The sequence below is a fragment of the Gillisia sp. Hel_I_86 genome, assembly GCF_007827275.1.
Classification (GTDB): domain Bacteria; phylum Bacteroidota; class Bacteroidia; order Flavobacteriales; family Flavobacteriaceae; genus Gillisia.
In genome coordinates, this window is record NZ_VISE01000001.1 from 733,695 (window position 1) to 747,385 (window position 13,691).

The window sequence follows — 13,691 nt, forward strand, 5'->3', positions numbered from 1 at the left end:
AGAGTACAATATGAGAAGATTAAGTTTATTAGCATTCCTCACCATAATTTTAATATCATGCGGTCGCGATTCCGACCCATTTCTAATAGATACCACTAGGGTTGGATCGCTTACCAAAGAAATTAAGATCAATCAATTGGATTCTGTTTTCAGCGAAGATTCCATTGTTAGAAAAAATTCTGGAAATCAGTTTTTCAATTCCACAAGCGAAATAGAAATATTCGATAAAGATGGCAAGTCCCTATTGATTTTAGAGCCGATTCAGCAATTTGATTCCACCAGCACTGTGGGGTATATTCAGATCATGGATCCTAGATTTCAAACTGCTAAAGGGCTTAGCAGTGCAAGCACTTTTGGAGAGGTAGTTAAAAATTATGAGATCTCAAGAATTGAGAACACCTTGAGTTCTGCCGTGGTTTTTATAGATGAACTAAATCTATACCTCACTATAGATAAAAAGGATCTTCCGGCCAGCCTTCGCTACGATACAGATTCCAGAATCACCGCATCACAAATACCAGACGATGCCAAAATCAAGTATTTTATGGTTAGTTGGTAAGCGTTATTTCTTTAAAACCACAATATTTTAATCACAAATCATATCGATTATCTGTTTGTAGTTTCATATAGGCAATTCGTCCCCCCAAACTCGCTTTGGGGCCTCTTCAGTACTTACAAAGAGATGCTGAAACGAGTTCAGCATGACGACAATTCCGCATCGTCACCCTGAACTGCTTTCAGGGTCTTGGATCCACAAATAAATAAAAATACATCAATGGTAACTCGCTTCGGGGCCTCTTCAGTACTTACAGAGAGATGCTGAAACGAGTTCAGCATGACGCAAGCAAATTATTAGGTGAAATTAACAAGTGTTTAAGCTTAAAATCTTTAGAAAATGTTAATAACCCCTCATTTTTCAATTCTTTAAGTACCTTTACTTCTTAACCAATACTTATTATTATGATCAAGATTATAGCTGTAATTATGTTAATTGGAGGCGCCATTGCCCTAATAATGGGGGTTTTAGGGGTTTTTGGAAGCGTTGCTTTAATGATGAATCCGTGGGCATTAGCAATTCTGGGATTTGTATTTTTTATTGCTGGTATCTCTATGTTGAAATATCGTAAGGATACAGATGAAGTGGCTGTAGAAAACAAAAAAGCAGAATAAATAATTTTAGGGTAGCAAAGATTAAAACAGAATTGAGCAACTTAATAATTGCTGAATCTTTATCTTTGCTACCCTAATTCATTTTTAATATGCAACTTACCCGAATCAATAAATACTTAAGTGAAGCTGGGTATTGCTCCAGAAGAGAAGCCGATAAATTAATAGATCAGGGAAGAGTTACAGTAAATGGTGAAGTTCCCGAAATGGGAACCAAAATTACTACCGGCGATATTGTTCGTGTAAACGGTAAAACCATTGTCAATCAAGATGAAAAACCGGTTTATATTGCTTTTAACAAACCTGTAGGTATTGTGTGCACCACCGATGCTGGAGTAGAAAAAGACAATATCATTGACTTTATAAACTATCCAAAAAGAATTTTTCCCATTGGAAGATTGGATAAAGCCAGTGAAGGCCTCATCTTCCTCACCAATGACGGGGATATCGTTAATAAAATATTACGTGCCAGTAATAATCATGAAAAGGAATATGTTGTTACCGTAAACAAACCTATCTCTTCTACTTTTATAGATAGGATGGGAATGGGAATTTCCATTCTAGACACAGTTACCAAAAAATGTGAAGTAGAACGCTTGGGAAATTACGATTTTAGGATTGTTCTTACCCAAGGACTAAATAGGCAAATACGAAGGATGTGTGAAGCATTGGATTATGAAGTTACCAGCCTAAAGCGCATCAGGATCATGAATGTTTTACTAGATATACCGGTTGGAGAATGGAGGGACATTACTGCAGAAGAATTGAACACCATTAATGAAATGGTAGCCAATTCCATAAAGACATATAAAGCACCTGAACCCAAAAAAAGGAATCCGAAATACGACGAAGAGAAGGCAGGGAAATTTCATTCCAAGGGCACTAAACCTAAAGAAGCCCCAAAATTTTCAGGTAGCTCAAAATCCCGAAGATATAAATCTTAACACATAATTAGCGGTGCTAAAGCTGATTGTTTAAACAGAACTTTCTATTTTTAAAGGAAAAATGGGAACTTCAAACAGTCGAATAAAAAATGAAGCTCAATATGAAGCTTTGTTGGAAAAAGGATATAGCAAGGAGAAGTCTGCTAGAATTGCCAATACCCCAGATTCTGGTGTAAAAGGCGGAAAGGCCAAAGACTATGAAGAACGCACAAAGGCAGAATTATATAGTCAGGCTAAAAAAGTTGGAATTTCCGGTAGATCCAAAATGTCCAAATCTGAATTAATTAACGCATTGAGAAACAATTAAAATATGGGGAAAATCCAACCTTTTCATTTAGCAATTCCTGTTACCAATCTAGAAGAAAACAGGGTTTTTTATAGGGACTTCTTGGGTTGTAAAGAAGGCAGAAGTAGTGATCATTGGGTAGATTTCAACTTTTTCGGACATCAATTGGTGCTCCATGTACAAGAGCCGCAACCCAAATCGATAGGAAAAGCCAATCCGGTTGATGGAAAAGAGGTGCCAATTCCTCATTTTGGGGTTGTTCTGGAATGGGAGGTTTTTCAAGGATTTTCCGAAAAGCTAAAAAGCAATAATATTGAATTTGTTATTGAGCCCTATATCCGGTTCGAAGGAAAAACAGGGGAGCAAGCAACTATGTTTTTTAAGGATCCTTCAGGAAATGCACTGGAGTTTAAGGCTTTCAAAAATATAGACCAGCTTTTTGCCAAATAAAAATCTTTTATGAAAAAATTAAGCCCCATTTTGGTAAGACAAATTTTTGTTTTGCTTCTTATCCTTTTCTTGGGGATCTTAATATTCAAGGAAATCATTCCGTATCTCTCGGGGATTCTAGGTGCAATTACGTTATATGTACTTATGCGACAGTGGATGATAAAATTGGTGAATAGAGGCTGGAGAAAATCGATTGCTGCAGGAGTTCTTATGCTAGCATCGTTTATTGGAATTTTAATTCCGGTTACGCTTATTGTGATCATGCTTACCTCTAAAATAGGAAAAGCGGTTTCAAATTCAGAAAAAGTGATCATTGCTGTTAAGGAGCAGGTAAACAAATATGAAGAAGTTTTAGGCTACGATTTTAGTAGTAATATAGATAGTAATTCTATCACTAGTTGGGTGTCTACAAATCTGCAAAGTTTTGCAGGAGGTACATTCAATGCATTTATTGCTATAGGAATTATGTATTTTATGTTATATTATATGCTTACGTCGAGAGTGAAATTAAACGGATTACTGAGGTCCTATATTCCTTTGGCATCAGATAACATCCTGCTAATTGGGAAAGAAAGCGATCTTTCTGTCCGGTCCAACGCTTTAGGAATCCCATTGGTGGCATTAATACAAGGAGTTATCGCATTGATTGGTTTTCTGATCTTCGGAGTCCCCGATCCGCTATTTTGGTTTGTAATAACCGCCGTAGGGTCCATGATTCCATTTGTAGGCACTGCCCTAGGAATTATCCCGGTTACCATCCTATTATTTTCCCAAGATATGGAATGGCAGGCAATTGCAATTTTAATTTACGGAGTGGTTGTAGTTGGCTCTACAGATAATCTCGTACGATTATATATACTCGAAAAATTAGCCAGTGTCCACCCTTTAATCACTCTATTTGGAGTAGTAGTAGGAGTTCCACTTTTCGGGTTTATAGGACTAATTTTTGGGCCTTTACTTATCTCCTTATTTTTACTTATATTAAAAATATACAAAACAGAATACGGCAATATTAATGACAATTTATAAAAACTAATTATGAAAAATATATTCAGCAAAAAAAAGCAAGAAATAGAAGAAGAGTACATGAGTGGGGAAATTACCAAGATCAAAGAAGAGGATGTGGAAGTGGTAATGAATAAAGAAGAAGATATCTCCAAAAAAATCGCTAGCACTAATATGTTAGAGAAATACACAGAATTGGCTAAAGTGATGTTTGGAATGCTCAAGGATTACCGAAAAGGCATTTATACAAATGTGCCATGGTTTACCATTGCCTCCATCGCTTTCGGGTTCTTATACGTACTGAACCCTTTGGATATCATTCCAGATTTTATTCCTGGGTTAGGATATATAGATGATCTAGCAGTTCTTTCGTTTGGTTTGCGGTTTATCGAAACAGATCTTCACAATTATTTGGATTGGAAGTTAGAATCTGATGCATAGAGAACAGTATTTTACAAAAAAAGGAGCTGTCATTAAAAAGACAACTCCTTTTTTTTTGAAGTTAAAATTTAGTAATCCTGAAATTATTTGAGGATCTAAAATATTAAATTATTAGCTATAGCTTTTTGAGAAGCTGAAACAAGTTCAGCTTGACGAAAATCCAACTTAGGGACAACCTTCTTGTTAATTACATCCAAAATGTTCTAGCGCAATCTATGATTTTCCCTTGCCAATAAAGTGTTCTTAAGCAACATGGCAATCGTCATTGGTCCAACCCCACCTGGCACAGGCGTTATAAATGAAGCCTTTTTACTTACATTTTCGAAATCCACATCCCCAGTAATTCTGTATCCTCTGGGAGCATCTTCATCCGGCACCCTGGTGATGCCCACATCTATAACAACGGCATCATCTTTTACCATCTCTGCTTTTAAAAATCCAGGATTTCCCAAAGCGGTAATAATAATATCTGCTTGAGAAGTGATTTGGGTGATATTCTTAGTGTAACTATGGGTAACTGTAACGGTAGAATTCCCCGGAAACCCTTTTCTGCCCATTAAGATACTCATAGGCCTGCCCACAATATGGCTACGGCCAATTACAACCGTGTGTTTTCCTTTTGTCTCTACTTTATATCGTTCCAACAATTCTAAGATCCCATATGGGGTGGCAGGGATAAAACTACTCATATCCAAGGCCATTTTTCCAAAATTGGTGGGATGAAAACCATCTACATCTTTATCTGGATTCACGGTAAGCAATACTTTTTGAGTATCTATTTGTTCTGGAAGTGGTAGTTGGACGATAAACCCATCGATATCTGGATTTTCATTTAGTTCCTTTATCTTTTTTAAAAGTTCGGTCTCACTAATGGTACTGGATAGTTTAACCAATGTCGATTCAAAACCTACACGCTCACAAGCTTTCACTTTACTATTCACGTATGTTAAGCTCGCACCGTCATTCCCAACAATAATAGCTGCCAAATGTGGCACTTTTTCCCCTAGATTCTTCATTTGCTGAACTTCCGCAGCAATTTCATCCTTAATTTCGTTACTTACTTTTTTACCGTCGAGAATAGTCATGTTTTTAGTATTCAGTTGGCAGTTGGAGTTGGCAGTTATTATGCCTTAACTCCAAATTTACCAGGATTATTAATCATAAAATTTAGAAGTTTCCCTACTTCTTCACTTTTTGTATTGAAATCTTCAAATTCCAACTTTCTAATATATCCACACTCATTGGCAAAGTGCCACCAACTTTGTGTTTCTGGATTCTCAGAATCACTATCCCTTAATTTACTTCTGAAGTGATTGGGGTAACTTCTCTTCCTGTATGCTTCAGCTATATTAAAACAAACCGATCGGGAACTTCTTCTAATCTGGTCTGTTAAACTATAAGTCTCCTCTTTTGGAAATCTTTTCGAAATTTCAAAAATTTCCATAGCCAGTTCAAAAGCAATATGGTAAGACTTCAAAGATTTAAAATCCATACTTTAATATTTATTGAACACTGAGACTGCATACTGAGAGACTGCATACTGAACTATTTCATCCCCTTCATCATTTGCATCATTTTTTGGCCACCGCCGCCTTGCATCATCTTCATCATTTTTCCCATTTGGTTGAATTGCTTCAATAATTGGTTTACTTGCTGAACCGAAGTCCCGGATCCACCGGCAATCCTTTTCTTTCTAACCGAATTGATCAGCGTTGGGGTACTTCTTTCCGCAGGGGTCATGGAATATATAATGGCTTCTATATGTTTAAAAGCATCATCATCAATATCGATATCCTTTAACATTTTTCCTGCTCCCGGGATCATTCCCATTAAGTCCTTCATAGAACCCATTTTCTTGATCTGGTGCAATTGCTTGAGGAAATCATCAAATCCAAATTGGTTCTTGGCGATCTTTTTCTGAAGTTTTCTGGCCTCTTCTTCATCATATTGCTCCTGCGCTCTTTCCACCAAGGAAACAACATCTCCCATCCCCAAGATCCTATCGGCCATACGGGAAGGATAGAACACATCTATGGCATCCATTTTCTCTCCTGTACCAATAAATTTGATTGGTTTATTTACCACCGATTTAATCGAAATTGCCGCACCACCACGGGTATCACCATCCAATTTCGTAAGGATCACCCCATCAAAATTCAATTTATCGTTAAAGGCTTTTGCGGTATTCACCGCATCCTGACCAGTCATGGAATCCACAACAAATAAGGTTTCTTCAGGTTTTACAGCAGCATGAATATTTGCGATTTCCGTCATCATCGCCTCATCTACAGCAAGACGACCGGCGGTATCTATAATAACCACATTAAATCCGTTTTGCTTGGCATGGGCAATGGCCGCTTTAGAAATAGCAACAGGATCCTGGTTCCCAACATCGCTAAAAACCTCAACTCCTATTTGCTCTCCAACAATTTGCAACTGATTGATCGCCGCAGGACGGTATATATCACAGGCAACCAAAAGTGGGTTCTTGTTCTTTTTTGTTTTTAAGAAATTAGCCAGTTTTCCGGAAAAAGTAGTTTTACCACTTCCTTGTAGACCAGACATTAAGATCACAGAAGGATTCCCGGAAAGATCTATTTCTTCCATTTCCCCTCCCATTAATTGGGTAAGTTCATCCTTGACCAATTTCACCATAAGTTGCCCAGGCTTCAATGCAGTTAATACATCTTGACCTAAAGCTTTTTCTTTTACAGTGCTCGTAAATTCTTTCGCTATCTTATAGTTAACATCGGCTTCCACCAAGGCCCTACGTACTTCCTTTAAGGTCTCGGCAACGTTTACTTCTGTAATCTGCCCATGTCCCTTTAGGATGTGCAAGGCATTATCTAACTTATCGCTTAAATTATCAAACATAATTCTTCGTGTAATTTATTATTCTTGCGCCTATCAGCGGATTGCAAATTTAATGATTTGATGCTGAAGTGAAAAGTTTTATTTGGAAACAAATACTTTCCTGGACACTACCTTCTTTTTCCTATAGGTTATTGTTATTTGTAATATGTAATCGCCACCTGAAACCTGTTCCTTGTTAATGGTTATTTGTTATTTGTTATTTGTTATTTGTAAATTGTAAATTGTTTGTTGTTTGTTGTTTGTTGTTTGTTGTTTGTTGTTTGTTGTTTGTTGTTTGTTGTTTGTTGCTAGATGTTAGATGCTAGATGCTAGATGCTAGATGCTAGATGCTAGATGTTAGATGCTAGATGTTAGATGTTAGATGAAAATAACCAATAACTATTAACCTATAACTGTTTGTTGTTTGTTGTTTGTTTATCACTGAAAACTGCCAACTGAAAAGTGTTTACTGTTTATTGTTTATTGAAAACCTACATTCTCTCTGGCACCTGAATTCCCAACAAACCAAATGCCGACTTTATAGTATCTCCCACAGCTTTAGAAAGTTGCACCCTAAAATTCTTTTCGGCTTTATCTGAAGTTCCTAAAATAGTCACATTCTGATAAAATGAATTGAATTCCTTCACCAGATCGTAGGTGTAATTCGCAATCAAGGCCGGACTATGGTTATCTGCGGCCAACTGAATGGTATCTGGATACAATTGTAATTGTTTGATCAATTCCTTTTCCTTTTCATGCAACTCGTAACCCTCTGGCAAGTTTAATGTATCCTTTTCAAGATTTGCTTTTCTTAAGATAGACTGAATCCTTGCGTAGGTATACTGAATAAAGGGCCCTGTATTCCCCTGAAAATCCACCGATTCTTCAGGGTTGAACAAGATCCGTTTTCTAGGATCTACTTTCAAAATATAATATTTTAAAGCACCTAGCCCGATCATCTTATAAAGTTCTTCTTTTTCTTCTGAAGAATATTCTCCTAGCTTTCCCAGTTCTTCGGAAATAGCTTTAGCGGTTTGGGTCATTTGTGCTATCAAATCATCGGCATCTACAACCGTTCCCTCTCTACTTTTCATTTTTCCTGAAGGAAGATCGACCATTCCATAACTTAAATGATATAAGTTATTTGCCCATTCGTAGCCTAATTTACTCAAGATCAAAAACAAGACTTTAAAATGGTAATCCTGTTCGTTCCCAACCGTATACACCATTCCGTCGATATCAAAATCCTTTACTCGTTGTATCGCGGTTCCAATATCCTGGGTCATATATACTGCCGTACCATCACTTCTAAGTACAATTTTTTCGTCCAGGCCATCTTCAGTAAGATCTATCCAAACGCTTCCATCATCTTTTCTAAAGAAAACCCCTTTTTCAAGGCCTTCTGCAACAACATCTTTTCCCAGTAAATAGGTGTTGCTTTCGTAATAATTCTTATCAAAATCTACCCCAAGAGTATCATAGGTTTTCTCGAAACCATCGTACACCCACTGGTTCATTTTCTCCCAAAGTGCTTTCACCTCTTCATCTCCAGCTTCCCATTTTATCAACATTTCTTGAGCAGCTACTAAAAGTGGGGCTTGTACATTTGCTTCATCCTCTGTTTTACCTTCAGCAATAAGTTGAGCGATTTCCTTTTTATATTCCTTATCGAATTTCACATAGTAGTTCCCTACCAATTTATCACCTTTTAGTCCGGTAGAATCTGGTGTCTCCCCATTTCCCCATCGTTCCCACGCCAACATGGATTTACAAATGTGGATTCCGCGATCGTTGATAATCTGTGTTTTATAAACCTGTTTACCGCTCGCTTTTAAGATTTCAGCAACAGAAAATCCCAACAAATTGTTTCGAATATGTCCTAAATGCAATGGCTTATTGGTATTAGGGGAAGAATATTCCACCATAATGGTGTCGGAATCTTCAGTTACCCGAACCCTTCCAAAATCTGCATTTTTCGAGATCGTTTCAAAAGAATTTAAATAAAATTTATTGCTTAACACTATATTCAAAAAACCTTGAACCACATTAAATCGCACTATTTCTTCAACATTTTCAATTAGATATTCCCCAATGGCATTTCCAAGCTGAACGGGATTCGTTTTAATTTGGCGGAGCATAGGGAAAGTTACCAGTGTGATATCTCCCTCAAAATCCTTGCGAGTAGGTTGAAATTCTACTTGTGCAAGATCTACTTTATGCAGATGCGAAACTGCTTCCTTAACTTTTTGCTCAATTTTATTCTGAATACTCATTCCGGATAATTTTATTGTCTTTTTATGCTGAAATACAAGCCGTAAAGATAACAGAAAATACCTGCAAGCTATAGTGCTTTGAGAGCAAATCCCTATCTTTATGAAAAAGCGAAGAATGCTCCTGAATATAAGCTATAACAATCAAGAAAATAAGGAAAAAATCAACAAAGAAGTTGGAGCTCCATTCCCACTTATAGAGCGGATAAAACTAAAAGGCACCGGTTCCCCCAAATTGCTCATTACTTCTACCAGTATAGAAATTCACAACTTATTGATCCTAGATTCCAATACCAATATCTGCAACATAGAATTACGGCCTAAAGGCATTATGGTAATGTTCAGGGCTTTATTGGAAACCTATGCCTTGGTAATCCCTTATTACAAACTAAACCTCTACAAAGGAAAGGCTGAAGAATATTCTGTTTATAAAGATCAGTATTTTATAAAAGTGAAAGCAGACAGTCCCGCTATCCATAAATTCATGATGAAGATATTAGGCTATAAAGCAGATACTGCACTTCCGCAGATAGAAGACATCAGGTAACATTTCGAATAAAAAATTATCTCTTATTAAACGCAATTCCGCCAATAAGTGACAAAATGCCTAAACCAATCATGGCATAGGACTGGGTATTATCGCCTTGTGCCTGTACTTTTAGTGGACCAGCCTCAAAAGCAACTTCCGGGGTGATAAGGGTATATAAGCCATAACCAACCAATACAACTCCAACAATTAACAGAACAATTTTAAGGGTGTTATTCATTTTATATTAATATTTGTTTAAACCGAAAGTAAACAATTAATTCCTAAATTATAACCAAATTAAATATTGAAATGAAGATCTTACTTACGGGTGCCAATGGGTATATAGGACTTAGATTATTGCCCCAACTATTGGAACTTGACCACGAAGTGGTTTGTGCGGTTAGGGATAAAAAAAGATTTTCCAAAAAAAAGGAGCTTTTGGATAAGATTGAAGTGGTAGAAATTGACTTTTTACAACCTACCCAAGTTCCAGAGGAAATTAAGGACATAGATATTGCCTATTACCTTATTCATTCCATGTCTGCTTCTACCACAGATTTCGACAGCCAAGAAGCGCAGGCAGCGACAACTTTTAATGAGATCATGGCCAGCACCAGCGTTAAGCAAGTTATTTATCTTAGTGGGATTATAAATACCGAAGAGCTCTCCAAACATTTGGAATCCAGGAAAAAAGTCGAAGAAATCTTATATCATGGAAACTTCAACATCACTGTTTTAAGGGCAGCCATTATAGTAGGCTCGGGAAGTTCATCTTTTGAAATTATACGTGATCTCTGTGAAAAACTTCCCATAATGGTCACTCCTAGTTGGGTAAAAACAAAATGCCAACCAATTGCCATAAGAGATGTGCTTCAATTCTTGACCGGGATACTAGGTTTAGAAAAGGCATATAATGAATCTTTCGATATTGGTGGGCCAGACATTATCTCCTATAAACAAATGATGCAGCAATATGCGGAGGTGCGTGGTTTGAAAATTTTAATAATCGATGTCCCTTTTCTATCTCCTAAATTATCATCTTATTGGCTATATTTTGTTACCTCTACCTCTTATAAGCTTGCGAAAAACCTTGTAGATAGCATGAAGGTTGAAGTAATCACCAATGACAAACGACTACAGGAATTATTAGCAATAAACCCTATAACCTATAAAGAATCCATAGCACTTGCTTTTTATAAAATAGAACAAAATCAGGTGGTTTCCAGTTGGAAAGATTCTATGAGCAGTGGAAGGTTTAGAAAAGACCTCAATAAATACATACAAGTGCCTACATTTGGTTGTGTGAAAGACGCCCAGTCTATAAAAGTGAAAAACCCAGAAGAAGTATTGGAACGTATTTGGGCAATTGGCGGCAACACAGGTTGGTATTATGGAAATTGGCTTTGGAGAATTCGTGGGTATTTCGACAAACTTTTTGGCGGTGTGGGATTAAGGCGTGGCAGAACGCATTCTTCTGAAATAGCTTCCGGAGATTCCTTGGATTTTTGGAGGGTGTTGCTTGCCGATAAGGAGAAAAAAAGATTGCTGTTATTTGCTGAAATGAAAGTGCCTGGAGAAGCTTGGCTGGAATTTGAAATAGATGATAATGATATCCTACATCAAACTGCCACCTTTAGACCAAGGGGATTATGGGGACGAATTTACTGGTATACCATGTTGCCATTTCATTATTTTATCTTTGAAGGAATGTTGAATAAAATCGCTAAAGGTTAATTGATTTTAAAGCAAAGCTCATGTATTCGTCATGCTGTCCCAAAACATCGGGAGTTTCAGCATCTAATTTTATCGAAAGAGACCCTGAAACAAGTTACCATTGACGTATTTTTATTTATTTGTGAATCCAAGACCCTGAAACAAGTTCAGGGTGACGATGCGGGATTGTCGTCATGCTGAACTTGTTTCAGCATCCCATCAGCTTATATAAAAACATGTCAATTTCCTACGCTAGATAAATTTTTTTATCACAGGTCTCAGGGTGACGAAGTGTTTAGTATCATTGATGAATAATAAAATAAATATTAATATTAAAAGTCATATTGAAATCACTTTTATCACACTTCCGAAAAAACTTGCTTCTAACGGTTGCTGCTTTTGTACTGTTTTTTGTCGCTGTTTATATTTTCTTGTTTACCGAAACATTCTACGCGCTCATTGAAAATGGAAGTTTATGGGTAAGGGAATGGTTTGGTGGTTTCTATCTATGGCTTGGCTTAATATGTGTCGTTTTCTTGTTAGTCCTAGCATTTACCAAAGTTGGGAAATTGCGTTTAGGGAATGCCCCACCCGAATTTAACAGGTGGTCCTGGATTGCGATGCTGTATAGTGCGGGAATGGGAGCTGGAATTTTATTGCGAGGGGTACAAGAACCCGTGTATATGCTCCTTAATCCACCTATTAAAACAGGGCAACCCAATGAAATTATTGCCTTAGAATACACTTTTTACCAATGGGGTTTTACTGCGTGGGCTTTTTATGCCATGTTCGCAATTCTCGTAGGCCATTCTCTATTCGTGAAAAATAGGAATATAAGATTAGGTACGAGTTTGCATTATTTTAAACGAGTTAAATTTCTGCCTTCCGGAATAGATCTTTTAACAATCCTAACAACCGTGGCTGGTTTAGTTGCCGCTATTGGCTTGGGAACCACGCAAATTGAAGGAGGGATTGGTCACTTGTTAGATCTCGGCAGTGGCAATTTATCACTTACCTTGTTCCTTGTCTTCTTAATTTGTTTCATTGCGTTTTTATCGGCTTGGGTGGGTATAGATAAAGGGATTAAGAGATTATCCAATTGGAATATTTACCTCACCTTGCTTTTGCTGTTTTTTGTATTTATGCAAGGCGATATATTACTAATGCTAAAAAACTTCCTTTTGGCAACCTATCATTATATAGTAGATTTTGTTCCTTTAAGTTTAGCGCTAGGAAATTACGATCCGGGAAAAGAATTTTTAACAGATTGGACCTATTATTACTGGGCATTTTGGCTCGCTTGGGCACCATTTACAGGAATATTCATCGCACGGATTTCCAAAGGGCGAACAATAAGGGAGATCATTCTAGGAGTATTGCTTATTCCCTCTTTAGGTACTTTTCTTTGGTTTAGCGTTTTTGGGACATCTGCTTTCAACCTAATAGAACAATGGGGAACCTATCAAAATGAATTTGGAAATGTTTTCACATCCCTTTTTATGTTCTTCTCCAATTACCCATTGGCAATTTTCGCCAATATTTTAACGGTAATATTGCTTATCAGCTTTCTGGTGACGTCAGTAGATTCTGCCATTTATGTACTTAGTATGTTTACATCAAAGGGGAGCGAACATCCAAAAAGAAGATATAGGTTAATCTGGGCTATTCTAATTCTAATATTTTCTGAAGCAATTATAGTCTTGGGGAATATTAAACCAGACACCAATGTGCTAACGGCCATGCAGAAATTCCTAATTATCGGTTCCCTCCCCTTTGCGTTCTTTACGGTAATTGTAATGATCTTGCTATCACGAACCCTATTCAAAAAAGTATAAAAAAAATAACCTGGGAATCTTTTAAATCTTAAGCTTGCTTTTTATTATGTACCACCAAGTTGCTTTTCACAAATCACTTGACAATCTCGTCACCCTGAGACCTGCGCTAAAAATTATCTAGCGTAGAAAATTGACGTATTTATTAGATATCTAAAGAGATGCTGAAACGAGTTCAGCATGACGACAATTTCAGTACCG

Annotated in this window: 15 protein-coding genes; 10 read left to right on the forward strand and 5 right to left on the reverse strand. The window is 37.0% G+C overall.

Annotated features, from left to right (window positions below):
- The first annotated feature begins 10 nt into the window (after nt 1–10).
- From JM83_RS03170 to JM83_RS03200, 7 genes are all read left to right on the forward strand, one after another.
- The gene (locus JM83_RS03170) at nt 11–559 is read left to right on the forward strand and encodes a hypothetical protein (RefSeq protein WP_144959301.1); all 549 of its coding nucleotides are present in this window, start codon (nt 11–13) and stop codon (nt 557–559) included.
- 401 nt (nt 560–960) lie between these two features.
- Nucleotides 961–1,170, forward strand: a complete 210-nt coding sequence (locus JM83_RS03175; protein WP_144959303.1) for a hypothetical protein — start codon at nt 961–963, stop codon at nt 1,168–1,170.
- Nucleotides 1,171–1,259: 89 nt separating this feature from the next.
- Nucleotides 1,260–2,111: a 23S rRNA pseudouridine(2604) synthase RluF gene (gene rluF, locus JM83_RS03180; RefSeq protein ID WP_144959305.1), complete on the forward strand. Its 852-nt coding sequence runs from the start codon at nt 1,260–1,262 to the stop codon at nt 2,109–2,111.
- Between the two features lie 61 nt (nt 2,112–2,172).
- Nucleotides 2,173–2,418, forward strand: coding sequence for a Rho termination factor N-terminal domain-containing protein (locus JM83_RS03185; RefSeq protein WP_144959307.1), 246 nt, complete (start codon nt 2,173–2,175; stop codon nt 2,416–2,418).
- Between the two features lie 3 nt (nt 2,419–2,421).
- Nucleotides 2,422–2,847: a VOC family protein gene (locus JM83_RS03190; RefSeq protein ID WP_144959309.1), complete on the forward strand. Its 426-nt coding sequence runs from the start codon at nt 2,422–2,424 to the stop codon at nt 2,845–2,847.
- Nucleotides 2,848–2,856: 9 nt separating this feature from the next.
- Nucleotides 2,857–3,876 carry an AI-2E family transporter gene (locus tag JM83_RS03195; RefSeq protein ID WP_144959311.1) on the forward strand — a complete coding sequence of 340 codons (1,020 nt, stop codon included), beginning with the start codon at nt 2,857–2,859 and terminating at the stop codon, nt 3,874–3,876.
- 9 nt (nt 3,877–3,885) lie between these two features.
- Nucleotides 3,886–4,293: a YkvA family protein gene (locus JM83_RS03200; RefSeq protein ID WP_144959313.1), complete on the forward strand. Its 408-nt coding sequence runs from the start codon at nt 3,886–3,888 to the stop codon at nt 4,291–4,293.
- 203 nt (nt 4,294–4,496) lie between these two features.
- On the opposite strand, the gene JM83_RS03205 is transcribed toward JM83_RS03200, so the two are convergent.
- The 4 genes from JM83_RS03205 to argS all read right to left on the reverse strand — a co-directional run bounded on the left by JM83_RS03205 (nt 4,497) and on the right by argS (nt 9,419).
- Entirely contained in the window at nt 4,497–5,378 is an 882-nt protein-coding gene (locus JM83_RS03205) for a bifunctional 5,10-methylenetetrahydrofolate dehydrogenase/5,10-methenyltetrahydrofolate cyclohydrolase (RefSeq protein ID WP_144959315.1), read from the reverse strand.
- 38 nt (nt 5,379–5,416) lie between these two features.
- Nucleotides 5,417–5,785 carry a four helix bundle protein gene (locus tag JM83_RS03210; protein WP_144959317.1) on the reverse strand — a complete coding sequence of 123 codons (369 nt, stop codon included), beginning with the start codon at nt 5,783–5,785 and terminating at the stop codon, nt 5,417–5,419.
- Nucleotides 5,786–5,838: 53 nt separating this feature from the next.
- Nucleotides 5,839–7,167: a signal recognition particle protein gene (gene ffh / locus JM83_RS03215; RefSeq protein ID WP_144959319.1), complete on the reverse strand. Its 1,329-nt coding sequence runs from the start codon at nt 7,165–7,167 to the stop codon at nt 5,839–5,841.
- Nucleotides 7,168–7,637: 470 nt separating this feature from the next.
- On the reverse strand, nt 7,638–9,419 hold the full coding sequence (argS, locus tag JM83_RS03220) for an arginine--tRNA ligase (RefSeq protein WP_144959322.1): 1,782 nt from the start codon (nt 9,417–9,419) through the stop codon (nt 7,638–7,640).
- Nucleotides 9,420–9,534: 115 nt separating this feature from the next.
- Between argS and JM83_RS03225 the strand changes: the two genes are divergently transcribed.
- Nucleotides 9,535–9,963 carry a hypothetical protein gene (locus tag JM83_RS03225; protein WP_144963675.1) on the forward strand — a complete coding sequence of 143 codons (429 nt, stop codon included), beginning with the start codon at nt 9,535–9,537 and terminating at the stop codon, nt 9,961–9,963.
- Nucleotides 9,964–9,979: 16 nt separating this feature from the next.
- On the opposite strand, the gene JM83_RS03230 is transcribed toward JM83_RS03225, so the two are convergent.
- A complete protein-coding gene (locus JM83_RS03230) occupies nt 9,980–10,183 on the reverse strand; it encodes a hypothetical protein (protein ID WP_144959324.1) in 204 nt (67 codons plus the stop codon).
- A gap of 71 nt (nt 10,184–10,254) precedes the next feature.
- Between JM83_RS03230 and JM83_RS03235 the strand changes: the two genes are divergently transcribed.
- The gene (locus tag JM83_RS03235; RefSeq protein WP_144959326.1) at nt 10,255–11,679 is read left to right on the forward strand and encodes an SDR family oxidoreductase; all 1,425 of its coding nucleotides are present in this window, start codon (nt 10,255–10,257) and stop codon (nt 11,677–11,679) included.
- Between the two features lie 323 nt (nt 11,680–12,002).
- A complete protein-coding gene (locus JM83_RS03240) occupies nt 12,003–13,493 on the forward strand; it encodes a BCCT family transporter (RefSeq protein ID WP_144959328.1) in 1,491 nt (496 codons plus the stop codon).
- Nucleotides 13,494–13,691: the final 198 nt, after the last annotated feature.